Source organism: Verrucosispora sp. WMMD703, from assembly GCF_049178935.1.
GTDB classification, from domain to species: Bacteria; Actinomycetota; Actinomycetes; order Mycobacteriales; family Micromonosporaceae; genus Micromonospora; species Micromonospora sediminimaris.
In genome coordinates, this window is sequence record NZ_JBMHMM010000004.1 from 5,817,969 (window position 1) to 5,843,701 (window position 25,733).

A 25,733-nucleotide genomic window follows, 5' to 3' on the forward strand; every position below is an offset into this window, starting at 1 on the left:
CGGCGGGCTCGGTGAACTGCGGGTGAGACTCAGGCGGCCAGGCGGCGCGCCAGGTTCTCGTCGAGCGTGTTCATGAACTCGTCGGTGGTCTGCCACGGGGCGTCCCGCGAGATCAGCAGCGCGAGGTCCTTGGTCATCTGGCCGCCCTCGACGGTGTCGACGATGACCTGCTCCAGCGTGTTGGCGAACTCGCTGACCGCCGGGGTGCCGTCCAGCTTGCCCCGGTGTGCCAGGCCACGGGTCCAGGCGTAGATCGAGGCGATCGGGTTGGTCGAGGTCTTCTCGCCCTTCTGCCACTGGCGGTAGTGCCGGGTGACGGTGCCGTGAGCGGCCTCGGCCTCGACGGTACGGCCGTCGGGCGAGAGCAGGACCGAGGTCATCAGGCCGAGAGAGCCGAAGCCCTGCGCGACGGTGTCGGACTGCACGTCACCGTCGTAGTTCTTGCAGGCCCAGACGTAGCCGCCCTCCCACTTGAGCGCGGCGGCGACCATGTCGTCGATGAGCCGGTGCTCGTAGGTGAGGCCGGCGGCGTCGAACTCGGCCTTGAACTCGTTCTCGAACACCTCGGCGAAGATGTCCTTGAACCGGCCGTCGTACGCCTTGAGGATGGTGTTCTTGGTGGACATGTAGACCGGGTAGTTGCGGTCCAGGCCGTAGCGGAACGAGGCCCGGGCGAAGTCCCGGATCGACTCGTCGTAGTTGTACATGCCCATCGCGATGCCGCCGCCGGGGAAGTTGGCGACCTCCATCTCGACCGGCTGCGAGCCGTCGGCGGGCGTGTAGGTGATGGTCACCGTGCCCGGGCCCGGGACCACGAAGTCGGTGGCCTTGTACTGGTCGCCGTGGGCATGCCGGCCAATGATGATCGGCTTGGTCCACCCGGGGACGAGCCGCGGCACGTTGGACATGATGATCGGCTCGCGGAAGACGACGCCGCCGAGGATGTTACGGATGGTGCCGTTCGGCGACCGCCACATCTTCTTCAGGCCGAACTCCTCGACCCGCGCCTCGTCCGGGGTGATGGTGGCGCACTTGACGCCGACGCCGTGCTCCTTGATTGCGTTCGCGGCGTCGACGGTCACCTGGTCGTCGGTGGCGTCGCGGTGCTGGATCGAGAGGTCGTAGTAGTGCAGGTCGACGTCGAGGTAGGGCAGGATCAGCTGCTCCCGGATCTGCTTCCAGATGATCCGGGTCATCTCGTCGCCGTCGAGCTCCACGACCGGGTTGTTTACCTTGATCTTCGCCATCGGCCGGCGCTCCTCTCAGGGGACATGCTCAAGCAGTACGAGCGTACTGGATCGGCTCGGACAAGGAACGCCGCGCCCACCGGTCGGCCCGTGCCTCCACCGGCGAACCGCCAGATTGATCAAGGGGTTTGCGTCTCGGATCAGCTTTCCCGAGACGCAAACCTCTTGATCGACTCATTTCGTGCGGTCACATGGACGCGACGTCGGCCTGCTTGGCGCGGACGGCCTCGGCGGCCTCCTTGAGGGCGGCCAGCTCGTCGGCGTCGAGGTCGGTCTCCACCACGCGCTTGACGCCCTGAGCACCGATCTCGGCCTCGACGCCCAGGTAGACACCGGAGATGCCGTACTCGCCGTCGACCCAGGCACATACCGGCATGACCTCGCCGGAGTCCTCCGCGACCGCCTTCGCCATCCGGGCCGCTGCCGCCGACGGGGCGTAGTACGCCGACCCCGTCTTGAGCAGGGCCACCACCTCGGCACCACCGTTGCGGGTACGTACGACCAGGTCCTCGATCTGCTCGGCCGGCATCACCTCGCGCAGCGGCTTGCCGTTCACACTGCTCTGCGACGGCACCGGAACCATGGTGTCGCCGTGCGAGCCCAGGGTCAGCGTCTTCACCGACTTCACCGGCACCTGCAACGCCTCGGCGACGAAGTTGGTGAACCGGGCGGTGTCCAGCATGCCGGCCTGACCGAGCACCCGGTTGCGCGGGAACTGGGTGGCGATCTGGGCCAGCGCGGTCATCTCGTCGAGCGGGTTGGAGACCACGATGACGACGGCGTTCGGGGCGTACTTGGCCACGTTCTCGGCGACCTGGCGGACGATCTTGGCGTTGGTCTCCAGCAGGTCCATCCGGCTCATCCCGGGCTTCCGCGGCAGGCCGGCGGTGATGACGACCACGTCCGAGCCCTCGATGCCCTCGTAGCCCTCACCGTTCGGGCCGGTCGTGACCCCGACGACAGTGGTCTCGAAGCCCTCCACAGCACGCGACTGGTTGAGGTCGAGGGCGATACCCGCGGGCTTGCCCTCGATGATGTCGGTGATCACGACGGTGTCGAAGACGTCGTACTCGGCCAGGCGCTGCGCGGTGGTGGAGCCGTAGAATCCGGCCCCGACGACAGTGACCTTCTTACCCATGGTCGTCCCACTCCCTGATACCAGTCGGTTTTCCGGACCGTATCAGCCATCCTGGCACCGATCGGGCCAGGGGCGGACGGTTATGAGCGTTCGGCCCGCTCCACGACATTGGTGAGCAACATGGCCCGGGTCATCGGTCCGACCCCGCCGGGCATCGGCACCAGCTTGCCGGCCACCTCGGCGACCTCCGGGTCCACGTCGCCGGTGTAGCGGCCCTTGCCGTCGGAACCGATCACCCGGGTGATGCCCACGTCGACCACGACGGCACCCGGGTTGATCATGTCCGCGGTGAGCAGGCCGGGTACGCCCGCCGCCACGATCACGATGTCGGCGGCCCGGGTGTGCGCGGCCAGATCCAGGGTGCCGGTGTGGCAGAGGGTGACTGTGGCGTTCTCGCTCCGCCGCGTCAACAGCAGCCCCAGCGGGCGTCCGACGGTGTTGCCCCGACCCACCACCGCCACGTTGGCGCCGCGCAGCGGCACGTCGTGCCGACGGAGCAACTCCACGATGCCGCGCGGGGTGCAGGGCAGCGGCGCATCGTAACCGAGCACCAGCCGACCAAGGTTGACCGGGTGCAGGCCGTCCGCGTCCTTGTCCGGGTCGATCAGCTCCAGCACCCGCTGCGTGTCCAGGTGTGCCGGCAACGGCAGTTGGACGATGTAGCCGTGGCAGGCCGGATCGGCGTTCAGCTCGGCGAGAACCTGGTCGACCTGCTCCTGGGTGGCGTCGGCCGGCAACTCCCGACGGATCGAGGCGATGCCGACCTCGGCGCAGTCCCGGTGCTTGCCGTTGACGTACGCCTGGGAGCCCGGATCGGACCCGACCAGCACCGTGCCGAGCCCCGGCACGGTGCCCCGTTCCGCCAGCGCCTTCACCCGCGCCCGCAGCTCGTCCTTGATCTCGGCCGCGGTCGCCTTGCCGTCCAGAAGCGTCGCCGTCACGAGCAGATCGTCTCACGCCCGCCGCCACCGGCTCCCCCGACCTCGACGACCCGACCAGCCAGCCGTCCAGCCGGACTACTTTGCGTGAGGTGTGATTCGTCACTTAGCGTGACAATATGTGGAGCCGAACACCTCGGTTCCGGACGTGCGGACACGAAGGCCCACAATCCGACGATCATGACGGGCCAAGACCAGGCGCCCCACCGGGCCGCCAACGTCGCCCAATCGGTCCATATCTCCGCACTTCAAGCCGGTAGCGCAGCGATGCGCGTAGCACGCGACCGGGAGACCGACAAGACCGGGGGTGGCGTTCTGTTACCCCTTCGCAACCGCTACGTTGCCGACTCGCGGCATACGACCTACCGTTGCCCGTCGTTGCGCAGCGTTACCCCAAAGCCGGGCCCGACTGCGCAGCGTAATGGAGATGAGGAGGCTAGATGCGTGTTCGTAGGCTCGCCGCCTGGACCGCCCTCCCGCTCGCGGTGACCCTGGGCCTGGTGGCCTGCGGCTCGGGCGGCGACGGCGGATCCGGCGAGAGCGACCCCAACGCGGCCGTGCGGATCGAGATCGCCGAGCCGCAGCACCTGGTGCCGACCAACACCAACGAGACGAGCGGTTCCCAGGTGCTCGCCGCCCTGTTCAGCCCGCTTGTCGACTACGACGAGGCCCACAAGCCGTACGAGGTGGCCGCCGAGTCGATCACGTCCGAGGACAACACCACCTGGACGATCAAGCTCAAGGACGGCTACACGTTCCACAACGGCGAGAAGGTGACCGCCGACAACTACATCGACGCCTGGAACTACGGCGCGTACGCGCCGAACGGGCAGAACTCCAGCTACTTCTTCGAGAAGATCGCCGGCTACGACGACCTCCAGGGTGAGAGCCCGAAGGCCGAGACGCTCAGCGGGCTGAAGCAGGTCGACGACCTGACCTTCACCGTCACGCTCGCGCAGCCGTACAGCGAGTTCAAGTCGATGCTCGGCTACACCGCCTTCTACCCGCTGCCGGAGGCCGCGTTCAGCGCTCCCGGCGAACTGGTCGAGGGTTACGAGCAGGCGCCGATCGGCCAGGGCCCGTTCAAGATGAAGGGCACCTGGCAGCACGACGCCAAGGTCGAGGTCGAGCGGTACGACGCCTTCCCCGGCGAGCAGCCGAAGGTGGCCGGCGTCGAGTTCCGGATCTACCAGCAGCTGACCGCGGCGTACGCGGACGTGCTGTCGGACAACCTCGACGTGATCAAGACCATCCCGACGGAGAACCTCTCCACCGCCGGCACCGATCTGGGCGACCGCTTCGTGCAGAGCCCGGCGTCGTCGCTGCACTTCCTGGCTTTCCCCACCTTCCAGGAGGAGTTCAGCAACCCGGATGTGCGCAAGGCCATCTCCATGGCGATCGACCGCGAGGAGATCACTCGGTCGATCTTCAAGGACTCGCAGCAGCCGGCCCGCGCGTTCGTCTCCCCGGCCGTCGCCGGCTACCGGGAGAACACCGTCGGCGCGGCGGGCGAGTTCGACCCGGCCAAGGCCAAGGCGCTCTACCAGGCCGCCGGCGGCCCGTCGAAGATCACCCTGTCCTACAACGGCGACGGTGGCCACAAGGACTGGATCGACGCCACCTGCAACCAGCTCAAGGCCAACCTGGGCGTGGACTGCGTCGGCAGCGCCGAGCCCAAGTTCGCCGACCTGCTGACCAAGGTCAAGGCAAAGCAGCCGGTGGGCCTGTTCCGGATGGGCTGGATCATGGACTACCCGTCCATGGAGAACTACCTGGGCCCGCTGTACAGCACCAACGGCTCGTCGAACTACTACGGCTACAGCAACCCGGACTTCGACCGTCTGCTCGCCGAGGGCGCCAGCGCCCCCAGCGAGGAAGAGGCGATCAAGAAGTACCAGGAGGCCGAGGACCTGCTGGCCGAGGACCTGCCGGTCGTACCGCTGCGGTTCGGCCAGAACAACTTCGGCCACTCGACCAAGGTCAAGAACGTCGAGATGGATCTCTTCGACCGGGTCAACCTGACCAAGATCGAAGCGATCAAGTAACACACACGTCGGCGGGTCGGGTCATCGCGAGGTGACCCGACCCGCCACGCGGTTCGCCCCTTTTCAGGGAGACTGCCAAGTATGTTCCGCTTCATCGTGCGGCGTCTGCTCCAGATGGTCCTGGCCTTCTTCGGGACCACGCTGATCGTCTACGCGCTGATGTTCGCCGGTCAGGGCGACCCGATCCAGGCCCTCGCCGGGGAGCGCCCGGTCACCGCCGCACAGCGGGCGTACCTCACGGAGAAGTACCACCTCGACGCCACCGGGATCGGCGGCTTCTTCTACAGGTACTTCGACTACATCTCGAATCTGCTCCGCGGCGACCTGGGCGAGTCGCTCACCGGACGGTCGATCGGCGACATCCTCGCCGCCGCCTGGCCGGTCACGATCAGGCTGGCCCTGATCGCCATCGCGGTCGCGGTCATCTTCGGCGTCACCGCAGGCGTCCTCGCCGGCATCCGGCGGGCCAGCATCTTCGACAACGCCACCCTGCTGCTGACCCTGCTGGTGCTCGGCATCCCGACAATCGTGCTCGCCCCGCTGGCACAGTACTTCCTCGGCGTCAAATGGCAGGTCTTCCCGCCCACCGCCGGCGCCGACCCCGACTACTTCGCGCTGCTGCTGCCGGGCATCGTGCTCGGCTCGCTCTCCCTGGCCACCGCGCTCCGGCTGACCCGTACCTCGGTGGCCGAGAACCTGCGTGCCGACTACGTGCGCACCGCGCGATCGAAGGGCCTGCCGAATCGGCGGGTGGTGAGCGTGCACGTGTTGCGCAACTCGCTCATCCCGGTGATCACCTTCCTCGGCGTCGAGGTCGGCAACCTGATGAGCGGCGCGATCATCACCGAGGGCGTGTTCAACATCCCCGGCGTCGGCTTCAACCTCTTCCGCGGCATCCGCACCGAGGACGGCCCGCTGGTGGTGGGCATCGTCAGCGTGCTCGTCGTGGTCTACCTGGTCTCCAACCTGGTGGTCGACGTCCTGTACGCCGTTCTGGACCCGAGGATCCGCTATGAGTGATTTCGAGACGGTGGCGGCGTCGGAGAACCAGGCCGCGCGGCGCGGGCCCTCCGGGGAACCGGGCACGCCGAACCAGGTGGACCGGCCCCGCAAGCCGCGCAGCCTGGCCGGCGACGCCTGGCGCGACCTGCGCCGAAAGCCGATCTTCTGGATCAGCCTGACCCTGGTGCTGCTGATCACCGCGATGGCCGCCGTGCCGGGCCTGTTCACCAGCAACGACCCCGCCGACTGCGTGCTGTCCCGACAGCACGCGCCGCCCTCCGGCGGCGCCATCTTCGGGTACGACTTCCAGGGCTGCGACACGTACGCCCGGGCGGTCTACGGCGCTCGAGCGTCGCTGCTGGTCGGCGCCCTGAGCGCGCTGTTCACCGGCCTGATCGCGCTGGTCGTGGGGATGGTCGCCGGCTACTTCGGCGGCTGGGTCGACGCGGTGCTCTCCCGAGTGATCGACATCGTGCTCGGCATCCCGCTGCTGCTGGCCGCGATCGTGTTGCTCAAGCGCATCGGCAGCGACAGCGCCACGGTACGCGTCGCCGCGGTCATCTTCGTGCTGGCGGTGCTCGGCTGGACCACCGCGGCCCGGGTGGTCCGTTCCTCGGTGATCACCGCCCGGGAGCAGGACTACGTGGCCGCGGCGCGGATGCTGGGGGCCGGCAACGGACGGATCATGTGGCGGCACATCCTGCCGAACGCACTCGCCCCGGCCATCGTGGTCCTGACCATTGCGCTCGGCTCGTTCATCGCCGCCGAGGCAACGCTCTCCTTCCTCGGCATCGGGCTGCGGGAACCGACCATCTCCTGGGGCATCGAGATCAACAATGGTCGGGTGCACATGCGGGAGTCGGCGACCCCGCTGGTGGTCCCGTCGACCTTCCTGGCGCTGACCGTGCTGGCCTTCATCATGCTCGGCGACGCGATCCGCGACGCCTTCGACCCGAAGCTCCGGTGATCCCCTCATGAGTCAGCACGCCGTCCGGCCGACGCCGGCCTCGCCCACCCCGCCCGGCGGGCACCTGCTGGAGGTACGCGATCTGCACGTCGAGTTCCGCACCGGCGAGGGCGTGGCCAAGGTGATCAACGGGGTCAGTTACCACCTGGATCCGGGCGAGACCCTCGCCGTGCTGGGCGAGTCCGGCTCCGGCAAGTCCGTCACCGCCCAGGCCATCATGGGCATCCTGGACACTCCGCCGGCGCACATCAGCTCGGGTGAGATCCGCTACTCCGGCCAGGATCTGCTCAGCCTGGCGGAGGAGCAGCGCCGGCAGATCCGGGGCAGGGACATAGCGATGATCTTCCAGGACGCCCTCTCCGCGTTGAACCCGGTCTTCCCGGTCGGCTGGCAGATCGGCGAGACGTTGCGCCAGCGAGTCGGCATGTCCCGCGCGGACGCCCGCCGCCGCTCGGTGGAGCTGATGGACCTGGTGCAGATCCCCGGGGCGGCGAGGCGTCTCGGTGACTACCCGCACCAGTTCTCCGGCGGCATGCGGCAGCGGGTGATGATCGCGATGGCCCTGGCGATGGAGCCGAAGGTGCTGATCGCCGACGAGCCCACCACCGCCCTGGACGTCACCGTGCAGGCCCAGATCATGGATCTCCTCGCCGACCTGCGGAGGGACCTGAACATGGCGATGATCCTGATCACCCACGACCTCGGTGTGGTGGCCGACGTCGCGGACCGGATCGCGGTCATGTACGCGGGCCGGATCGTCGAGCACGCCGATGTCCGGTCGCTGTACCGGGCGCCCGCCCATCCGTACACCAAGGGGTTGCTGAACTCGATCCCGCGCCTGGACCAGCGGGGCGGGAAGCTGTCCACCATCCGCGGCCTGCCGCCCAACCTGATGCGGATCCCCAGCGGTTGCCCCTTCCACCCCCGGTGCCCGTACGTGCAGCAGGTCTGCGTGGACGTGGTGCCGCACGACCTGGTCCTCGGCGACGGCCGGACCAGCGCGTGCCACTTCGCCCAGGAGGTACGCGATGACCGCGCCGACTAGCTCCACCAAGATCCGCGGCGAGACGCTTCTCGACGTCAACCACGTGGTCAAACACTTCCCGATCACGCAGGGCGTGCTGTTCCGCAAGAAGACCGGTGCGGTCAAGGCCGTCGACGGGGTGAGCTTCCAGCTGCGCCGCGGCGAGACACTTGGCGTCGTCGGTGAGTCGGGCTGCGGCAAGTCCACCCTGGCCCGACTGCTGATGCGGCTGGAGAAGCCGACCGCCGGCCGCGCCACGCTGGCCGGTCGCGACCTGTTCGCCGCCTCCGGCGGTGAGCTGCGGCGGATCCGGCGCAACATGCAGATGGTCATGCAGGACCCGTACACCTCGCTGAACCCACGGATGACCGTCGGCGACATCATCGGCGAGCCGTTCGAGATCCATCCGGAGGCGTCCCCGAAGGGCAGCCGCCAGCGGCGGATCCAGGAACTGCTCGACGTCGTCGGGTTGAACCCGGAGCACATCAACCGCTATCCGCATCAGTTCTCCGGCGGCCAGCGGCAGCGCATCGGCATCGCCCGGGCCTTGGCGCTGCGCCCCGAGGTGATCGTCTGCGACGAGCCGGTCTCCGCGCTGGACGTCTCCATCCAGGCGCAGGTGATAAACCTGCTGGAGGAACTTCAGGACGAACTGGGCCTGTCCTACATCTTCATCGCCCACGACCTGTCGGTGGTGCGGCACATCTCCGACCGGATCGCGGTGATGTACCTGGGCCGGATCGTGGAGATCGGCACCGAGGACGAGATCTACGATCGCGCCACCCACCCGTACACCCAGGCGTTGCTCTCCGCGGCCCCGGTGCCGGACCCGGACGCCCGGGAACACCGCAGCATCATCCGGCTGCGCGGCGACGTCCCGAGCCCGGCGGATCCGCCGAGCGGCTGCCACTTCCGCACCCGGTGCTGGAAGGCGCAGGACATCTGCGCCACCCAGGACCCGCAGGCGGTGCTGCGCGCTGCCGACCCGCACCCCTCGGCCTGCCACTTCGCCGAACTGCGCCCGGGAGAGTGAGCGCCCGACCTCCCTCCCTAGTGGATACTGCGGCATCGAAGAACCACCCGATGACGGATGGCGATCCTCTGCTCACTCACTAGGGTCTACAGCCGTGACGCAGGTGGCGCTATGGCCGACGACGGGCCCCACGGCCGGGGCCGCCGCGACGAACAGCCGGATCACCGTCCGGTACGTGCAGGCCACCGTCGCGGTCGCCGTCCTCGGCACCGCCTGGTGCGTCGCGAACTTCACGGTCGGCGCGGGCACCGAGGCGCTCGCGTACACCTTCGTTCCCGTCGGCGGGATCTTCGCCGCCGGGTCCGTCGTACACCTGCTCCGCCACGCCAGCCTCGACCCGGTCACCCGACGTTTCTGGCGTGCGCTCCTCGTCGCGGCGGCCACCATCACGATCGGGTACGGCTGGCTGGCGCTGGACATGCTGACGCACGCCGCCGAGGCCCGTACCCGAAGCATGCCGCTGCCGGCGGCGGCCTGCGTGGCGATCGGGTTCGTCGTCGCCATCTGGGCGGTGGCCCGGGTGCCGATCGCCGAGACCGGCGATGTCGAGCGGTGGCGCATCCTGCTCGACCGCGCAATCGCGTTCCTCGGCTGCGCGGCCCTGCTCTGCTACGTCGGGCTGGCCCCGATGTTCACCGCCGACGAGCCGTGGAGCCCGCAGGCGATGGCGCTGGTCGGGCTCGCCTTCCTGGTCGCGATCGGCGCCGCGACGAAGGTGTCCTTCGTCGCCGGTGGCCCGGTGGATCGCGTCGCCCTACGATTCGTCGCGGCCAGTGGCGGCGTCACCGCCGGGATAGTCGCCGTGCTCGCGGTCCGGTACGGCTACGTCGCCGGCATCCCCGTCCAGGCGATCGTGATGCCGCTGACCCCGGTGTTCTTCACGCTTGGCGTCAGGGCGCAGTGGCGGGCCGACCTCGGTGTCCGCCGGGACCAGACCCCCAACGGCGTGCTGCTGCCGTACCTGGCGGTGGTGGCGGTCGACGTGCCGCTGCTCGCCGTCGCGTTCGGCGCCCCCCTGACCCTGCCGGTCCGGCTGGTCCTGATCGCCGCCGTGGTGGTCACCGCGCTGGTAAGCGTCCGGCAGTTCATCGCCTATCGAGAAAACGCCCGGCTGCTGCGCAACACCCGCGTCCAGGAGGAGCGCCTCCAGTACGAGGTCAGCCACGACGGCCTCACCGGGCTGGCCAACCGGGCGCTGTTCCGGGACCGGCTCGCGTCCGCGCTCACCGCCACGACGCCCGCGTCGGTGCTCCTGGTCGACCTCGACGACTTCAAGACCGTCAACGACCTGCTCGGGCACGGCGTCGGTGATCGGCTGCTCGTGTCGGTCGCCGAGCTGCTGCGTGCCGAGGTCGGCGACGACGGCCTGCCGGTACGGGTCGCCGGTGACGAGTTCGCCGTGCTGCTCACCGGCGCGGACGCCGACCCCGAGGAACTGGCCGGCCGGCTGCTGGCCGCGCTCGACCAGCCGATCAGTCAGCACCGCCTGCTGGTGCAGGCCAGCATCGGCATCGCCGACACCGCGCCCGGCGCCACCGTCGATTCGGTGCTGCGGGACGCCGACGTCGCCATGTACACGGCCAAGCAGCGTGGGAAGGCGAGCTTCGTACGGTACGTCGACGGCATGGGTGAGCCGGTACTGGCGCACATGCAGCTCGGCGGCGAGCTACGGCGGGCCCTGGACGACAACGAGCTGCGGGTCGTCTACCAGCCGATCCTGCGGCTCGACGACAACTGGTTGGTCGGGGTCGAGGCGCTGGTCCGCTGGCACCACCCCACCCGCGGGGTCGTCAGCCCGGCCGAGTTCATCCCGGCCGCCGAGCGGACCGGTCTGATCGTGCCGCTGGGCCGGTTCGTGCTGCGCGAGACGTGCCGCCAGGCGGCGGCGTGGTCCCGGGAGTTCGGGCCGGACGCACTCCGGGAGGCGGGCCTGAACGTCTCCGCGCGGCAACTGCACGATCCCGACTTCGTCTCCGACGTGACCGCCGCGCTCGCCGAGAGCGGGCTGCCGTGCGAGCGACTGGTGCTGGAGGTGACCGAATCGGCGGTGCTGCGCGGTCAGCAGGTCTCCCGAACCCTCTTCGAACTCGACCGGATGGGCATCCGCCTGTCGCTTGACGACTTCGGCACCGGCGAGTCGTCGCTGAGCCTGCTGCGCGCCTTCCCCGCCGCGATCGTGAAGCTCGACAAGTCCTTCGTCGACGGTATCGAGATCGACGACGGCCAGGCAGCGGCAGCCGACGCCCGGCGGGCGGTGGCCCGCGCGGTGATCCAGCTCGCCCACGCGCTCGGCCTGGAAACCGTTGCCGAGGGCGTCGAGAGCGCCGAACAGGTCGCCGTCCTCCGCGCCCTCGGCTACACCCGTGGTCAGGGCTTCCACCTGGCCCGACCGATGACCGCCGACGGCATCGCCGGCCTACTCGCCCGGCAGCAGACCGTGACAGCCAGCCGACCGCCGACCTGACCGAAAACCGGCGGGCCGATCTGGTGGGGCGGCAGATGGAGCGCTGGTCGGATACTGGCCGGATGGTGGAAGAACAGGGCACCGGATCGACGCGGTGGACGATCCACGGTGAGCGGGTGGTGGATGGTGGCCGGCGGGCGCGGTTGAGCATCGCTGATGTGGAGTTGCCGGATGGGGTCCGCTTCGAGCAGTACGTGATTCGGGCGCCTCGGTCGGCGATGGTCGCGGTGCTCGACGGTCGGGAGCGGCTGTTGCTGATGCGGCGGCACCGGTTCGTGTTCGACCGTTGGGTGTGGGAGCTGCCCGGTGGTTACGTCGATGAAGGGGAAGATCCGGCAACGTGCGCGGTCCGGGAGGTTGAGGAGGAGACCGGTTGGCGTCCGGGTGCGGTGGAGCCGCTGCTGTCGTTCCAGCCATGGGTAGCGACCGCAGACGCGGAGAACCTGCTGTTTTTTGCCCGCGATGCGGAGCACATCGGTGCTCCGGTGGACATCAACGAGGCCGAGCAGGTCGCCTGGATCCCGCTGGAGGAGGCCCGGCATCTCGTCTCCCAGGGCGAGATCGTGGGTGCCGGTACGGTCATTGCGGTTTTGGACCTGGTCGCGCGTAAGGCTCACGGCGATTTGTAGTCAGCGGCGCTGCCCGAGCGCCGCGTCGATGCGGTTGATGAGGTTGCGGACTGTCGGTCGCCGGCGGTGCGCCATAAGGTCCGTTTGCAGGTCACGTACGTAGCGGACGGCGCGGGCGGACTTCAGTTGCGTGGTCAGGGTGAGGGCTTGGCCGCCGATGACGCTGGCGCGGTCGGGCTCGCCGTGGCGGACCTGGATGGTGGCCAGGAGTGCGAGGTTGAAGGCTTTGCCGCGTACGTAGCGCTCGTCCATGCGCAGGGATCGCGCGGCGAAGCGTTCGGCCTGGCGGTGTTGGCCGAGGGCGGTGAAGCAGTGGCCGAACTTGGCTGACAGGTATGCCTCGTCGAAGTACCCGAGCCACTGCGGGTCGCCGCTGCGGTCGGCTCGGTCGAGGGCTTGTTCCGCCTGGTGCAAGGCGGTGGCGCAGGCGGGCGCGTCGCGGGCGACGGCGTGGGCATGGGCTTCCATGACCAGCGCCTCGGCGGTCAGCACGGTGATTCCGGCGCGGTGTGCGGTCTGCCGGGCGGCGCGGGCGACGTCGACGCCGGTGGCGGTGTGGCCGAGGTAGGTGGCTTGGTGACTCATCGCGGCGAGGATCTCGGCGCCCAGGCCGGGATCGTCGGCGGTGCGGGCCAGGTCGAGGGCATGGGTGAGGTATCGCTGGGCGAGGCCGTGTTCGGCCATGTCGTACGCCTGCCAGCCGGCGAGCTGCGTCAACTCAGCGACGGCGGTGAGCAGCTTGCGGCCGGTCGGTGGGTCGTATCGGCCCTCGGTCAGCAGGGGCGTGACCTCCTGGTGGAGGTAGCGGGTGACGTTGTTGCGGGCGTGGCCGCCGCCGTGCTGGTTGTCGAGTCGCCGGTACGTGGCGGTCATCTCGCGGATGGTGTCGATATCGGGCTGACCGACCGTTCGTCGACCCTCCTGTGCGACGGGTTGCGGGTTGGTGGCGGTGAACCAGCGCAGCGCGGGCAGGGTGTACGCGGCAGAGCTGAACACTGTCTGACGGAGCACTTCTCGACGGTTCACGTCGCCTTCCCACAACTGCGCGGCAGCGCGCATCCTCGCGCCAGGATCGGTTGACCGGCACGTCACTCTGCCGGCCGTCCCAACGCTGAGCCATGTCAGGGCGACATGACCGCTGGCGCGGCGCGAGACCGAGCGTCATCCGTGACTCGTCGGGCATACCGCAGCCGTCGGCGATCCGCTCCAACACGTCGATCGACGTGACCTTCCGGCCGGCGATGATTCGACTGACGTAACCCTGCCCCAAGCCGACGGCGGCACCGATGCGGGTCTGGCTCGCCCCGGTGTACCGGGAGAGCAGCCGAAACAACGTCCCAACATCGCGGGCAGCCAGTGCCGCACGTATGTCCTCGCGCGACCAGAGGTCATCAGGAATCCGGAGATGATTGAACGGCACAGCGACTCCAGCGTCGTCGGGCGACTACTCATGGTGCTCAATCCGGAGCCTAGGGCTGCCGTCCGGACAGGTCGAGGCAGCGCATGTCACCGTGACATGACCAGCCGACATGGCCGCCACAGCTAGTCCAGCGGAATCGTCTCGCACATGAACGTCGATGTCGCCAACGCGCTGAACCTGGCATGGGCAGGCTGCTTCCAAGGCCCAGAAGCTCTCATCGGATCCGCCCTCCCGACGCTGATCGAGGAGGCGGAACTGTGACGCTCCGATCGCACTTGCCCGGACTGATGCGATGGCTGCTGCGGCGTCCTGCAGCGCCACCACCGCCGGGGACCGGACAGCGGTACCAGGACGTCGAGCAGGCAGCAGCGCAACGACGGCTGCTCGACCACGCAGCACGCCTACCGCCCGACGGCAGCTCTGAGCGGCCGTGGGTCACGCCCGGCAAGCCAGCCAGCAGACCTCAGCCGGGGAAGCTCCGGTGAGCCGATCCGTGTCCGACTCATTCGGACGGGTGGCTTCGAGCGTGCGACGCGTCTCGTACGACGAGTACCTGTCGGCCACCGCGTTGACGTTCGCCCGACGGCATCGACCTGTATGGTCGTGGCAACTGTGGCGGCGCGTCTGCCGATGCGGAGCCGACCTTCCGTGTCGTGCCCGGCACCGGATACCGATCAACCGGGGTCACTGGCCGCAGGAGAACGAGCAGTGATCGGCGGCCCGGAGCAGATGATCCTCGTGGTGCACGTACGAGGGCTCGATGGCATGTGTGTCGGCTGCCGGGCGTGGTGGTCGCGGCTGTCCCCGTACCCCTGCTGGCAGGTGGAGTGGGCGACCAGCAGGCAGGCCCGCGCGAGTGTCGCCCGGTTCCTGGGTGGTGTGCGGTGACCACCCACGGGCCGGTCCTGCCGATCTGGAGCTGCGGCGGCTGCGACCTGCCGTGGCCCTGTCCCACGCGGCGGCGGGAGCTACGTGCGGAGTACGCCGACGCGCCGGTGTCGCTGGCCCTCTACCTCGGTGGCTATCTCGTCCGGGCCGCCGAGGACATGCCCTGGGCACCGGCCGGAGCGCTGCACCGCCGCTTCATCGGCTGGACCAGGCAGCCAATGGAAGCACCGGAGCGACGTATCGCAACCGTGCCAGCCGAACCGGGCCGGGCCGGACGCCACCAGACCGGATGACCACCGGCGATGCAGTCTCCAGCTACAGGTTCGGTCCAAATCTTGGACAGTTTCCGTTAGTGCCTAACGGAAACTGTCCAACATCTCGCATTCGCATCTCATCCGCTGAGAAACAGGACCGGGCCTAGTGGAAGAAGTGGCGGGTGCCGGTGAGGTACATGGTGACGTCGGCCCGCTTGCAGGCGTCGATCACCTCTTCGTCGCGGATGGAGCCGCCGGGCTGGACGATCGCCCGGATGCCCGCGTCGATGAGGATCTGCGGGCCGTCGGCGAACGGGAAGAACGCGTCCGAGGCGGCCACCGCACCGCGCGCCCGGTCGGCGCCGGCCCGGCTGACCGCGAGACGGGCCGAGTCGACCCGGTTGACCTGCCCCATCCCGACGCCCACCGTGGCGCCGTCCTGGGCCAGCAGGATCGCGTTGCTCTTCACCGCGCGTACCGCCCGCCAGGCGAAGGCCAGGTCGGCCAGGGTCGCCTCGTCGGCCGGCTCGCCGGTGGCCAGCCGCCAGCTGGCCGGGTCGTCGCCCTCGGCGTCGACCGCGTCACGCAGCTGCACCAGCACGCCGCCGCTGACCTGCCGCCACTCGGTCGGACGCGGCTGGAAGGCGGGCGCGCGCAGCAGCCGGATGTTCTTCTTGGCCTGGAGTGTCTCCACCGCACCGGGTTCGTAGTCGGGTGCCACCACGACCTCGGTGAAGATCTCGGCGATCTGCCCGGCGAGCTCGACCGAGACCGGCCGGTTGACGGCGATGACCCCACCGAAGGCGGAGACCGGGTCACAGGCGTGCGCCTTGCGGTGCGCCTCCGCCACATCGGTGCCGACCGCGATGCCGCACGGGTTGGCGTGCTTGATGATGGCCACCGCGGGCTGGTCGGCGAAGTCGTTCGCGGCCCGCCAGGCGGCATCCGCGTCGACGTAGTTGTTGTAGGACATCTCCTTGCCGTGCAACTGCTCGGCCTGAGCCAGCCCCACCGGGCCGGCCGGGTCGGCGTAGAGCGCGGCGGTCTGGTGCGGGTTCTCGCCGTAGCGCAGCACCGACTGCCGGCGCAGCGCCAGACCGGCGAACTCCGGCATGCCCTCCGCCGCCGGGGCGACCGAGGTGGCGAACCACTCGGCGACCGCCACGTCGTACTCGGCGATGTCGGCGAAGGCGCGGGCGGCCAGCGCCCGACGCTGCGCCAGGGTGAAGCCACCACCGTCGAGTGCGGCCAGCAGCATCGGGTACGCACCCGGGTCGGTGACCACGGCCACGCAGGCGTGGTTCTTGGCGGCCGCCCGCACCATCGCCGGGCCGCCGATGTCGATCTGCTCGACGCACTCGTCCTGACCGGCCCCGGAGGCGACGGTGTCCTGGAACGGGTACAGGTTGGACACCAGCAGGTCGATCCCGGCGATGCCGTGTTCGTCGAGCTGGGCGGTGTGCGCGTCCTTGCGCAGGTCGGCGAGGAGCCCACCGTGGATGGCCGGATGCAGGGTCTTGACCCGCCCGTCGAGGATCTCCGGGAAGCCGGTCACCTGCTCCACCGGCGTCACCGGCACCCCCGCCGCGGCGATCGTCGACGCGGTGCTGCCGGTGGAAACGATCTCCACACCGGCGGCGTGCAGTGCCTGGGCCAGGCCGGCCAGGCCGGTCTTGTCGTAGACGCTGACAAGTGCTCGCCGGATGGGGCGACGCCCGTCCTGGATGGGGTTCACGCCGACCATGACCTTTCTTCCAGTGATCGTCCAACCTTCACGGACCAGCCGGCCCACCTGCTCGACGAGCTGGCTCCGCTCCGCTTCCTTGATGCGCTCGGTGAGCGTGTCGACGTCGTCGTCGTCGCGTACCGGCACCGCCACCTGCGCGACGATCGGGCCGGTGTCCATCCCGGCGTCGACGAAGAAGAGGGTCGCCCCGGTCACCTTGACTCCGTAGGCGAGGGCGTCACGCGGGCCGTGGATGCCGGGAAACGCCGGCAACAGGGTGTTGTGCGTGTTCAGGTAGCGGTCGCCGAAAGCGTCGAGGAAGCGGGGACCGACCAGCTTCAGGAACCCGGCCGAGATGACCAGGTCGGGTCGGTGCTCGGCGACCCGCGCGGTGAGCGCGACGTCCCACTGCTCGCGGTCCGGATGGTCCTTGACCCGCTCCACGAAGGTGGGCACCCCCGCGGCGACGGCCCGGTCCAGGCCCGCGATGCCGTCGCGGTCCGCACCGACCGCGACCACCTGTGCCCCGTACGCCGGGTCGGCGGTCGCGTCCAGCAGAGCCTGAAGGTTGCTTCCGGAGCCGGAGACAAGAACGACGATACGGGCGGACTGGGTCACCGGCACACCCTATCCGGCCGCCGACCGGTGCCCATCCGCTGGGCAGCGCGGCGCGCGTGACCACCGAACTGGCCGAAAGCGGGTACGCTGCCGGTCGCTTGGGACCGGCGCATGTCCGGTCCCACACCCGTCAGCGAAACAACCGTGAGGAGCACGTCGTCATGCAGCCCGAGTACCAGTCACAGCCACCGCAGTCGGTCGACAACAACATGACAATGTCGATCGTCGCGATCTTCCTCTTCTGGCCGCTGGCCATCCCGGCGATCATCAACGCCTCGAAGGTCAACCCGCTGCTCCAGCAGGGTGACTACGCCGGTGCCCAGGCTGCGGCGGCCGAGTCGAAGAAGTGGTCCAAGTGGGCCCTGATCGTCGGTATCGCCTGGCTCGCGATCGTCCTGGTGTGCTGCCTCGGCGGCGGCCTGCTGGGCTCGATGAGCGACAGCAACGCCAGCGGTTACTGAGCACCGGATGCAGCCCGGTCACCCCGGTCAGGACCCGTACGGCCAGCAGCCGCCGTACGGGGACCCGACCACACCCCAGCCGGCCAACCCGTACGCGCCACCGCCGGCCAACCCGTACGCCCAGCCGACCGATCCGTACGGTCAGCAGCCACCGGCCGATCCGTACGGTCAGCATCCCCCGGTCCCGGGTCAGCCGGAGGCCCCGCCGCCGGCCTCGCCCGCGCCCTACGACCCGTACGCTCCGCCGGCCGGTCCTCCACCGGCGGCCGGCCAGCCCCCGGCGTACGGTCAGCCGGGCTACGGGCAGCCCTACGCCGACCCGTACGCTGCGCAGCCCTACGGCGGCACGCCGATGTACCCGCACGCTGGCTTCACCGGCGCGCAGGGTCAGCAGAACACCCTCGGCCTGATCGCGATGATCCTCGGTATCGCGTCGATTCCGCTGAGCTGCTGCTACCTCGGTATCCCGCTGGGACTGGCAGCACTCGTCACCGGCTGGCTGGGCAAGCAGAAGGCCGACCAGGGGCTGGCCGGCAACTCCGGCCAGGCACTCGCCGGCCTGATCTGCGGCGCGGTGGGGCTGTTGCTGGGTCTGCTACAGATCGTCGTGGTGGCACTGAACGTCGACGGATCGATGTATCCCTGACGTAGCTGCCCACCGCCAGGGGCGTCCCGGAACAGCCGGGACGCCCCTGCCTCATCAGAGCCGCCCCACCCCTTCCCTGAGCCCCCACCCACCGCAGCCCTACCGCCTCCGGCGCGGGATGCACGGACAACATCGGGGATGTTGCCGCCTTGCGCACCCAGGCGGGCCACAACATCGGGGATTCTGCAGTCTCCCGGCGTGGGAGGCACCCACGGGCTGGGGCGCGGCGGGAGGTTCAGGTGGCGAGTCGGGCGAGCCAGCGGATGGCGGCGGCACCGAGCAGCGCGCCGGCACCGGTGACCAGCAGCGCCGCGAGCGCCACCTGCCAACCGACCGGCCCGACCTCCGCCAGCCGGCCGCCACCCAGCGGCCCGCCGGACGCCTTGGCCGCCGCGCCGAGCAGCAGGCCGGCCACCGGTCCGGCGAGCGCCGCCGGTACGAGCAGCCGCCGCCACGACAGGGATGCGCGCTCGGCGATGGCCAGGCGCAGCAGACGGCGCGCGAGCAACCCGCCGGTGGCCATTCCAACGAGGACGGGCAGGGCGAGTACGGTGACCGCGCCGAGCCCGTCGACCGGCCCGCTGGGCAGACCGGCGAACAACGGCAGAGCCGGTAGCGCGCCGACCGACACCTCGCTGGTGCGTACCGCCGTGTCGGTGCCGACCGCGAAGCCGGGGCCGAGCAGGTAGCTGGCCGACCACACGCTGACGTTCGGCGCGTACGCGAGGCTGACCAGCGTGATGCCGGCCTGACCGGCGACACCGGTCTGATAGGCGCCGATCAGGTCGGCCGCGTCACCACCGCCGGTCGCCACCGCCAGCCCCGCCACGGCGGCTCCCGCGCCGAGCAGCACAAGCGCGGCGACCAGACCGGCACGCACGCCCTCGCGCAACGGCATCGGTGCCTGCGCGGCGAAGACCTCCGCCACCCCGGTCGTGCGGGCGGCACCGACACCGGCGGCGAGGGTGCCGACGGTCACCAGCGTCAGCCCGGCGCGTACCGGCGACACACCGGGACCACCCGCGCCGACCACGATGGCGGCAAGCGTTCCCAACAGCCCGTACGCGACACCTACCGCTGTCGCGGCGGCGAGCGTACGGCTCGGCGAACGGCCGCCGCGGGCACCGATCGCGCGACTGGCGTGCACCCCGGCCCGGGTGAGCCGCCACACCGCCAGCGCGGTCACCGCGAGCGGCGCCAGGCCCAGCGGGCCGGTGGCCGTGGCCAGGGGAACTCCGTGACCGAGGAGCCAGCCCGCCGCCCCGGCACGGGCGGCGTCGAGCAGACTGCCGGCCCCCTCGCTGAGCTGGAACAGCCAGAGCGCCAGCGCCACGGGAAGCCAGGTGGTGACGGTCGCCCCGCTGGCGGCGACCAGTGCGGCGACCGCGAGCGGCGCGTGGCTGCGCCCCGAGGGTGCCGCCCGCGCAGCGGGCACCCGGCGCGGAGGGCCGGCGCGGCCGGGTGGCCGGGCGCCGACGCCGCGGGCGTCGGTGGCCCGGCGAGGCTGGTCAGGGGTGACGAAGGACATCGGCTCTACTCTGGCATGCCGTGCCGACCCTGGCTGCCCGACACCCGCTCGGTGCGTCCGACGCCCGGTCGCCGAACGCACCAGTTCGCCTGATCCGGCGTGGGCGGGCACCGGCTCCTCTAGCCTCGGCACAGGGGCCGTGACCGACGTCGCGGCAGCATGTGACCGGAAGGGGAGTCGTGAACGCTCCGTATCCACCGCCCCCGCCACCACCGGCCGGCCGGGACCGCACGACTCTCTGGGGCGTGCTCGGCATTGTGACCGGGGTGCTCTGCTGCGGCATCCTCGGCATCGTCTTCGGCTGGTTGTCGATCCGCGACGCGCGCCGGTACCGCCAGTCGCCGGTGCTGGGCTACGTGGCCATCGCGCTGGGCGTGCTGAACATCGTCGTCAGCCTGATCCTGCAGGCGACCGGCAACTACCCGTACTGGAACCGCTGAGGGGCCGACCTTCCGGTCGGCCCCTCGATGCGTGTTCCGCTCAGCCCGCGGACATGATCTCGCGCATCAGCTTGGCGGTCTCGGTCGGCGTCTTGCCGACCTTCACGCCGACCGCCTCCAGCGCTTCCTTCTTGGCGTCGGCGGTGCCCGCCGATCCGGAGATGATCGCACCGGCGTGCCCCATGGTCTTGCCGGGTGGGGCGGTGAAACCGGCGATGTAGCCGACCACCGGCTTGCTGACGTTGGCCTTGATGAACTCGGCCGCCCGCTCCTCGGCGTCCCCGCCGATCTCACCGATCATGACGATGGCGTCGGTGTCCGGGTCGGCCTCGAAGGCGGCCAACGCGTCGATGTGCGTCGTCCCGATGATCGGGTCGCCGCCGATGCCGACGCAGGTGGAGAAGCCGATGTCCCGCAGCTCGTACATCATCTGGTAGGTCAGGGTGCCGCTCTTGCTGACCAGACCGATCCGGCCGGAGCCGGTGATGTCGGCCGGGATGATGCCGGCGTTCGAGGCGCCCGGCGAGGCGATGCCGGGGCAGTTCGGGCCGATGATCCGGGTCCGCTCGCCCTTGGCCACGTTGTACGCCCAGAAGGCGGCGGTGTCGTGCACCGGCACCCCCTCGGTGATCACCACGGCCAGCGGGATCTCGGCGTCGATCGCCTCGATGACCGCCGCCTTGGTGAACTGCGGCGGTACGAAGATGACTGTGACATCGGCGCCGGTGTCCTTCATCGCGTCGGCGACGCTGGCGAAGACCGGCAGTTCGGTGCCGTCGAAGTCGACGGTGGTGCCCGCCTTGCGCGGGTTGACGCCGCCCACCACATTCGTACCGGCGGCGAGCATCCGGCGGGTGTGCTTGGAACCCTCGGAACCGGTCATCCCCTGGACGATGACCTTCGAGTCCTTGGTCAGCCAGATAGCCATGTGTCAGACCCCCGCAGCCGCCAGCTCGGCGGCCCGCTCGGCCGCGCCGTCCATGGTGTCGACCCGCTCGATCAGCGGGTTGTTCGCGCCGTCGAGGATCGCTCGACCGGCCTCGGCGTTGTTGCCGTCGAGGCGGACGACGAGCGGCTTGGTGACCTGCTCGCCCCGCTGCTCCAACAGGCCCAACGCCTGCACGATGCCGTTGGCGACCGCGTCGCAGGCGGTGATGCCGCCGAAGACGTTGACGAAGACGCTCTTGACCGACGGGTCGGAGAGGACGATCTCCAGACCGTTGGCCATGACCGCGGCGCTCGCGCCGCCGCCGATGTCGAGGAAGTTGGCCGGCTTGACGTTGCCGTGCCGCTCCCCGGCGTAGGCGACCACGTCGAGGGTCGACATGACCAGGCCCGCGCCGTTGCCGATGATGCCGACCTCGCCGTCGAGCTTGACGTAGTTGAGGTCCTTCTCCTTGGCCGCCTGCTCCAGCGGGTCCACCGCTGCCTGGTCGACAAGCGCCTCATGGTCGGGGTGCCGGAAGCCGGCGTTTTCGTCAAGCGTCACCTTGGCGTCCAGCAGCAGCAGCTTGCCCTCGGCGGTCTTGGCCAGCGGGTTCACCTCGACCAGGGTGGCGTCCTCGGCGACGAACGCCCGCCACAGGCCGACCGCGACGTCGACGACCTGGTCGGCGACCTCGGCCGGGAAGCCGGCCGCCTCGACGATTTCCCGCGCCTTCGCCTCGTCCACGCCCTTGACAGCGTCGATCGGCGCCTTGACGACCTTCTCGGGGGTCTCGGCGGCGACCTGCTCGATGTCCATGCCGCCGGCGACGCTGGCGATGCAGAGGAACGTGCGGTTCGCCCGATCGAGCAGGTACGAGAAGTAGTACTCCTCGGCCACGTCCGCGGTCACGGTGATCATGACCTTGTGGACGGTGTGGCCCTTGATGTCCATGCCGAGGATGTCGGTGGCGCGGGCCACCGTCTCCTCCGCGCCCTCGGCCAGCTTGACGCCGCCCGCCTTGCCTCGGCCGCCGACCTTCACCTGTGCCTTGACGACCACCCGGCCGCCGAGGCGTTCGGCGATCGCGCGGGCCTCCTCCGGGGTCGTGGCGACGCCGCCGGCGAGCACGGGAAGCCCGTGCCGCTCGAACAGGTCCCGCCCCTGGTACTCGTACAGGTCCACGATTGCGCGTCCCGTCCCGTCTCTGCGGCGCACCGTCGCGCCGCCACCAGCGTATGGAAAGAAAACAGTGTGATGCCCGACATCAGTTGAAGTTGACGTGGGCCGTCGAACCCTCGCCACCGCGACCACGCGCCGCAGCCGACCTGACGGTCCGGCTCGCAGAGGGAGGTGGGAAAGGTTTCATTGGGCGCAGCCTAGCGATGCCGACACCTCCGGCAACCGAGCGGGTGCGCGGTGTGCGGTAATGCACAGCCCGGGCCGATGCGCGGCCCGCCGGCAGGGCCCGGTACGGGCGACGTCACCCGTTCGAGCGATCTTGTCAGGGCGGTGACAGTTCTCGGCGGTCCTGCGTAACCCCGCAGGAAGGGCGTCGTTGAGTCAGGTGTCGGAGCGCTGGAAAGCGCGAAGACGGAAACGGCCGATGCCCTGTCGGTCGAGGGGTGGCGGCGGGGCATCGTGCATAGAGGGGCCGGACGTGTGAGGGGTGCGTCCGGCCCCTCCCCTGTGCTCAGGCCACCGGCTGGGCGACGTTGTCCCGGACCCATTCCACGATGGATGCGGTGGTGGCGCCCGGGGTGAAGATCTTGGCCACGCCGAGCCGCTCCAACTCCGGAAGGTCGGCCTCCGGGATGATGCCTCCGCCGAAGACGACGATGTCCCGTGCCTCCCGCTCGTCGAGCAGCTCAAGGACCCTGCGGAACAGCGTCATGTGCGCCCCGGAGAGCACCGAGAGACCGACCGCGTCGGCGTCCTCCTGGATCGCGGTCTCCACGATCTGCTCCGGGGTCTGGTGCAGGCCGGTGTAGATGACCTCCATGCCGGCGTCACGGAGAGCGCGCGCCACCACCTTGGCGCCACGGTCGTGGCCGTCCAGGCCCGGCTTGGCGACGACGACCCGAACACGAGAGCTCATCTGGGCATCCCTTTCACCGGCTCCGCGGCTTTCACCTGAACGAACGGTAACCCGCCCGGCCGGGGCCGGGGAACCGGGGCCGGCAGGGCGAGCGGTAAACGGCGTTCGGCATTCGGACTCGCCGCAGCCTCCGGCCACCTCACGCAGGCATCATCGACACCTCACGCACAGGCACGACCAATACGGGACGCGTCAAGCGGGACGACTCCGCCGATCGGTCACGGTGTGCGACGAACGGAGGATAACGAGGACACCCCACTACATCCCCGAGCCATGACAATCCAGTACGGAAGCGGACAGAACGTTGCAACCAATTCGGCGCTCCGGCTTGTGACAGGACTGACGGTTGGCTACCGTGTCCACGGTTGTCATCAGGTCTACGGACGGGTGACGACGCGACCAGCCGACGCACGGTCACCAGATTCGGACGACGGCTGATCCGCATCGGAACCCCGACAACGGAGGGTATGCGTGCGCCAGCGCCTGTCGTCTGAGCCCGATCGATATCGCGGCCGCCGCCGCGTACCCACCCCCCCGCGCAGCCGCTACGCCGCGGTCGTCACCACCGCCTTCGTCGGTGCCGGTGTGGTGGCGCTGGGTGCCAACGCAATGCCGGACGCCAAGAGCGTCAGCCCTTCGGTGCTCGACGAGCTGAAGCAGGCGTCGATCAGCAACCAGGGCGCGGCCGAGCGGGCCGACGCCGCCGAGCGAGCCTCCCGGGACAGTCGCACCGGCCCGGAGAGCGCCGAGGACACCGGCGTATGGCTGCTCCCCCTTCAGGGCTACGACTTCAACTCTCCCTACGGCATGCGCTGGGGCAAGCTGCACACCGGCGTCGACCTCGTCGCGCCGGAGGGAACCCCGTACGTCGCCATCCACGAGGGCACCGTCACCAAGGCCGGCTGGTTCGGCGGCTACGGAAACGCGGTGATCGTCCAGCACGCCGACGGCAGCGAGGCCATCTACGGCCACTCCTCCGCGCTCAGCGTGCGCGAGGGGCAGCAGGTCAAGGCGGGTGACCAGCTCGGCCTGGTCGGCAACACGGGCCACTCCTACGGCTCCCACCTGCACCTGGAGATCCATGTCAAGGGCGAGCCACTCGACCCGGTGCCGTGGCTTCAGGAGCGCGGAGTGGACATCAAGCTACAAGTCGAGGCAATCTACAGCGAGGTAGCCGCGTCCTGACCGGCCGTAACGCCTGTTGACCGCCCGGATCTGTCGATCCGGGCGGTTTCGCTTGGTACCTCGCGCCCGCAAGTGTCCCAGCTCACTCGCACAAATGTGACGGGCGGCACAAAGCCGGGCGGATCAACATCGGGCAGTCGGGAACAGCCCGACACGAAGGCGGACAGCCGCACCGACCACCGCCCGCGCCGTCCACACCCCCGGTACCCGGCACCGCCCGGACCGACACCAGGATTTCGAGGTCACGTACCACTCGAAACCAATGAGGTCCGTACCCGTGCAGGACGACAGCCCCACCCCGACCCGCGAGATCCCCCACGCCCCGGCCCGCCATCGGCGACGCCTGAGCCGGCGCTCCCGGCTGCTGGCTGTCGGTGCGGTCGCCCTGGCGGCGGTGGGCGTCGGCGGTGTCGTCATGACCGACCGCGATGCGCGGCCGACCACCAGCCCGGTCGCCCTGGACGCCCAGGCCCGGGCCGAGGCCGCCGAGCGAGCCGACCGGTCGGCTCGCGAACTCGCCGCCTCGGGCAGCCCGTCACCGAGCCAGTCGCCGAGCGCCAGCCCCACCGCGAAGCCCAGCCCGAAGCCGAAGCCGAAAGCCAGCCGAACGGCCACCGCCAAGGCGAAGCCGAAGAAGAGTACGAAGCCGAAGTCGTCCTGGGTCCTGCCGATGGCCGGAAGTGCCATCACCTCCTGCTACGGGCCCCGGTGGGGCACCCTGCACGCCGGCATCGACTTCGCCATGCCCGCCGGCACCCCCGTCCGGGCCGCCTTCGGCGGCACCGTGACCAAGGCCGGCGACGTCGGCGACGGGTACGGCATCTCGGTGGTCATCGACCACGGCAACGGCTACCTCACCCACTACGCCCACCTGAGCACGGCCAGGGTCAGCGTGGGTGCGAAGGTCAGCACCGGGCAGACGATCGGCCTGGAGGGCTCCACGGGCGACTCCACCGGCCCGCATCTGCACTTCGAGGTGCACCAGGGCCAGATGTGGAACCAGATCGACCCGGCGCCGTTCCTGCGCGCCCGGGGCATCGACGTGGCCTGCTGACCC

Annotated in this window: 22 protein-coding genes and 2 pseudogenes; 14 read left to right on the forward strand and 10 right to left on the reverse strand. The window is 69.8% G+C overall.

The window, feature by feature from the left end:
- Positions 1–29: 29 nt before the first annotated feature.
- The 3 genes from ACN26Z_RS26980 to ACN26Z_RS26990 form a co-directional block, all read right to left on the reverse strand.
- Positions 30–1,247, reverse strand: coding sequence for an NADP-dependent isocitrate dehydrogenase (locus ACN26Z_RS26980; protein WP_093405024.1), 1,218 nt, complete (start codon positions 1,245–1,247; stop codon positions 30–32).
- Positions 1,248–1,434: 187 nt separating this feature from the next.
- Positions 1,435–2,385, reverse strand: coding sequence for a malate dehydrogenase (locus ACN26Z_RS26985; RefSeq protein WP_282236895.1), 951 nt, complete (start codon positions 2,383–2,385; stop codon positions 1,435–1,437).
- A gap of 80 nt (positions 2,386–2,465) precedes the next feature.
- Positions 2,466–3,326: a bifunctional methylenetetrahydrofolate dehydrogenase/methenyltetrahydrofolate cyclohydrolase gene (locus ACN26Z_RS26990; protein WP_093405019.1), complete on the reverse strand. Its 861-nt coding sequence runs from the start codon at positions 3,324–3,326 to the stop codon at positions 2,466–2,468.
- 437 nt (positions 3,327–3,763) lie between these two features.
- Here ACN26Z_RS26990 and ACN26Z_RS26995 point away from each other — a divergent pair, with 437 nt between their 5' ends.
- From ACN26Z_RS26995 to ACN26Z_RS27025, 7 genes are all read left to right on the forward strand, one after another.
- Positions 3,764–5,368 (forward strand): peptide ABC transporter substrate-binding protein, encoded by a 1,605-nt coding sequence (locus ACN26Z_RS26995; protein WP_093405017.1) that lies wholly within the window; start codon positions 3,764–3,766, stop codon positions 5,366–5,368.
- Between the two features lie 81 nt (positions 5,369–5,449).
- Positions 5,450–6,388 carry an ABC transporter permease gene (locus ACN26Z_RS27000; RefSeq protein WP_421463952.1) on the forward strand — a complete coding sequence of 313 codons (939 nt, stop codon included), beginning with the start codon at positions 5,450–5,452 and terminating at the stop codon, positions 6,386–6,388.
- A complete protein-coding gene (locus ACN26Z_RS27005) occupies positions 6,381–7,337 on the forward strand; it encodes an ABC transporter permease (protein ID WP_421463954.1) in 957 nt (318 codons plus the stop codon). Before ACN26Z_RS27000 ends, ACN26Z_RS27005 begins: the two co-directional genes overlap by 8 nt.
- A gap of 7 nt (positions 7,338–7,344) precedes the next feature.
- On the forward strand, positions 7,345–8,382 hold the full coding sequence (locus ACN26Z_RS27010) for an ABC transporter ATP-binding protein (RefSeq protein WP_421463956.1): 1,038 nt from the start codon (positions 7,345–7,347) through the stop codon (positions 8,380–8,382).
- Positions 8,366–9,394: an ABC transporter ATP-binding protein gene (locus ACN26Z_RS27015; RefSeq protein ID WP_421463958.1), complete on the forward strand. Its 1,029-nt coding sequence runs from the start codon at positions 8,366–8,368 to the stop codon at positions 9,392–9,394. The genes ACN26Z_RS27010 and ACN26Z_RS27015 overlap by 17 nt, the downstream gene beginning before the upstream one ends.
- 94 nt (positions 9,395–9,488) lie before the next feature.
- Positions 9,489–11,858 (forward strand): putative bifunctional diguanylate cyclase/phosphodiesterase, encoded by a 2,370-nt coding sequence (locus ACN26Z_RS27020; protein WP_421463960.1) that lies wholly within the window; start codon positions 9,489–9,491, stop codon positions 11,856–11,858.
- Between the two features lie 62 nt (positions 11,859–11,920).
- Positions 11,921–12,487, forward strand: a complete 567-nt coding sequence (locus ACN26Z_RS27025) for an NUDIX hydrolase (protein WP_282236891.1) — start codon at positions 11,921–11,923, stop codon at positions 12,485–12,487.
- Here ACN26Z_RS27025 and ACN26Z_RS27030 read toward each other — a convergent pair.
- Positions 12,488–13,907, reverse strand: a pseudogene (locus ACN26Z_RS27030) (helix-turn-helix domain-containing protein).
- Between the two features lie 504 nt (positions 13,908–14,411).
- Here ACN26Z_RS27030 and ACN26Z_RS27035 point away from each other — a divergent pair.
- Entirely contained in the window at positions 14,412–14,795 is a 384-nt protein-coding gene (locus tag ACN26Z_RS27035) for a hypothetical protein (protein WP_421464732.1), read from the forward strand.
- Positions 14,792–15,088, forward strand: coding sequence for a hypothetical protein (locus tag ACN26Z_RS27040; protein WP_282236889.1), 297 nt, complete (start codon positions 14,792–14,794; stop codon positions 15,086–15,088). Before ACN26Z_RS27035 ends, ACN26Z_RS27040 begins: the two co-directional genes overlap by 4 nt.
- A gap of 124 nt (positions 15,089–15,212) precedes the next feature.
- On the opposite strand, the gene purH is transcribed toward ACN26Z_RS27040, so the two are convergent.
- Entirely contained in the window at positions 15,213–16,793 is a 1,581-nt protein-coding gene (gene purH, locus ACN26Z_RS27045; protein ID WP_421464733.1) for a bifunctional phosphoribosylaminoimidazolecarboxamide formyltransferase/IMP cyclohydrolase, read from the reverse strand.
- Positions 16,788–17,399 (reverse strand): annotated as a pseudogene (gene purN, locus ACN26Z_RS27050) (phosphoribosylglycinamide formyltransferase); the annotation flags it as partial. The gene purH and the pseudogene purN, both read right to left, overlap by 6 nt.
- 155 nt (positions 17,400–17,554) lie before the next feature.
- Between purN and ACN26Z_RS27055 the strand changes: the two are divergent.
- Together ACN26Z_RS27055 and ACN26Z_RS27060 are read left to right on the forward strand one after the other, a co-directional pair.
- Complete coding sequence (locus ACN26Z_RS27055; protein WP_093405475.1) at positions 17,555–17,854, forward strand: CD225/dispanin family protein; 300 nt, start codon at positions 17,555–17,557, stop codon at positions 17,852–17,854.
- 7 nt (positions 17,855–17,861) lie between these two features.
- Positions 17,862–18,500: a DUF4190 domain-containing protein gene (locus ACN26Z_RS27060; protein WP_421463963.1), complete on the forward strand. Its 639-nt coding sequence runs from the start codon at positions 17,862–17,864 to the stop codon at positions 18,498–18,500.
- 235 nt (positions 18,501–18,735) lie between these two features.
- Here ACN26Z_RS27060 and ACN26Z_RS27065 read toward each other — a convergent pair whose 3' ends face one another.
- The gene (locus tag ACN26Z_RS27065) at positions 18,736–20,028 is read right to left on the reverse strand and encodes a DUF6350 family protein (protein WP_421463965.1); all 1,293 of its coding nucleotides are present in this window, start codon (positions 20,026–20,028) and stop codon (positions 18,736–18,738) included.
- A gap of 179 nt (positions 20,029–20,207) precedes the next feature.
- On the opposite strand from ACN26Z_RS27065, the gene ACN26Z_RS27070 reads away from it, so the two are divergent.
- Positions 20,208–20,468: a hypothetical protein gene (locus ACN26Z_RS27070; RefSeq protein WP_093404994.1), complete on the forward strand. Its 261-nt coding sequence runs from the start codon at positions 20,208–20,210 to the stop codon at positions 20,466–20,468.
- 40 nt (positions 20,469–20,508) lie between these two features.
- On the opposite strand, the gene sucD is transcribed toward ACN26Z_RS27070, so the two are convergent.
- From sucD to ACN26Z_RS27085, 3 genes are all read right to left on the reverse strand, one after another.
- Entirely contained in the window at positions 20,509–21,396 is an 888-nt protein-coding gene (gene sucD / locus ACN26Z_RS27075; RefSeq protein WP_093404991.1) for a succinate--CoA ligase subunit alpha, read from the reverse strand.
- Between the two features lie 3 nt (positions 21,397–21,399).
- Positions 21,400–22,578, reverse strand: coding sequence for an ADP-forming succinate--CoA ligase subunit beta (sucC, locus tag ACN26Z_RS27080; protein ID WP_093404988.1), 1,179 nt, complete (start codon positions 22,576–22,578; stop codon positions 21,400–21,402).
- Positions 22,579–23,086: 508 nt separating this feature from the next.
- Complete coding sequence (locus tag ACN26Z_RS27085; RefSeq protein WP_093404985.1) at positions 23,087–23,491, reverse strand: cobalamin B12-binding domain-containing protein; 405 nt, start codon at positions 23,489–23,491, stop codon at positions 23,087–23,089.
- Positions 23,492–23,962: 471 nt separating this feature from the next.
- On the opposite strand from ACN26Z_RS27085, the gene ACN26Z_RS27090 reads away from it, so the two are divergent.
- Together ACN26Z_RS27090 and ACN26Z_RS27095 are read left to right on the forward strand one after the other, a co-directional pair.
- A complete protein-coding gene (locus ACN26Z_RS27090; protein ID WP_093404982.1) occupies positions 23,963–24,676 on the forward strand; it encodes a M23 family metallopeptidase in 714 nt (237 codons plus the stop codon).
- A gap of 277 nt (positions 24,677–24,953) precedes the next feature.
- Positions 24,954–25,730: a M23 family metallopeptidase gene (locus ACN26Z_RS27095; protein ID WP_421464734.1), complete on the forward strand. Its 777-nt coding sequence runs from the start codon at positions 24,954–24,956 to the stop codon at positions 25,728–25,730.
- Positions 25,731–25,733 lie beyond the last annotated feature (3 nt).

Bases quoted from the DNA above. Each gene is read 5' to 3' on its own strand.
- ACN26Z_RS26980 (WP_093405024.1), bottom strand. From the start codon at position 1,247: ATGGCGAAGATCAAGGTAAACAACCCGGTCGTGGAGCTCGACGGCGAC.
- ACN26Z_RS26985 (WP_282236895.1), bottom strand. From the start codon at position 2,385: ATGGGTAAGAAGGTCACTGTCGTCGGGGCCGGATTCTACGGCTCCACC.
- ACN26Z_RS26995 (WP_093405017.1), top strand. From the start codon at position 3,764: ATGCGTGTTCGTAGGCTCGCCGCCTGGACCGCCCTCCCGCTCGCGGTG.
- ACN26Z_RS27000 (WP_421463952.1), top strand. From the start codon at position 5,450: ATGTTCCGCTTCATCGTGCGGCGTCTGCTCCAGATGGTCCTGGCCTTC.
- ACN26Z_RS27005 (WP_421463954.1), top strand. From the start codon at position 6,381: ATGAGTGATTTCGAGACGGTGGCGGCGTCGGAGAACCAGGCCGCGCGG.
- ACN26Z_RS27010 (WP_421463956.1), top strand. From the start codon at position 7,345: ATGAGTCAGCACGCCGTCCGGCCGACGCCGGCCTCGCCCACCCCGCCC.
- ACN26Z_RS27015 (WP_421463958.1), top strand. From the start codon at position 8,366: ATGACCGCGCCGACTAGCTCCACCAAGATCCGCGGCGAGACGCTTCTC.
- ACN26Z_RS27025 (WP_282236891.1), top strand. From the start codon at position 11,921: ATGGTGGAAGAACAGGGCACCGGATCGACGCGGTGGACGATCCACGGT.
- purH (WP_421464733.1), bottom strand. From the start codon at position 16,793: ATGGTCGGCGTGAACCCCATCCAGGACGGGCGTCGCCCCATCCGGCGA.
- ACN26Z_RS27055 (WP_093405475.1), top strand. From the start codon at position 17,555: ATGCAGCCCGAGTACCAGTCACAGCCACCGCAGTCGGTCGACAACAAC.
- ACN26Z_RS27060 (WP_421463963.1), top strand. From the start codon at position 17,862: ATGCAGCCCGGTCACCCCGGTCAGGACCCGTACGGCCAGCAGCCGCCG.
- ACN26Z_RS27065 (WP_421463965.1), bottom strand. From the start codon at position 20,028: ATGTCCTTCGTCACCCCTGACCAGCCTCGCCGGGCCACCGACGCCCGC.
- sucD (WP_093404991.1), bottom strand. From the start codon at position 21,396: ATGGCTATCTGGCTGACCAAGGACTCGAAGGTCATCGTCCAGGGGATG.
- ACN26Z_RS27085 (WP_093404985.1), bottom strand. From the start codon at position 23,491: ATGAGCTCTCGTGTTCGGGTCGTCGTCGCCAAGCCGGGCCTGGACGGC.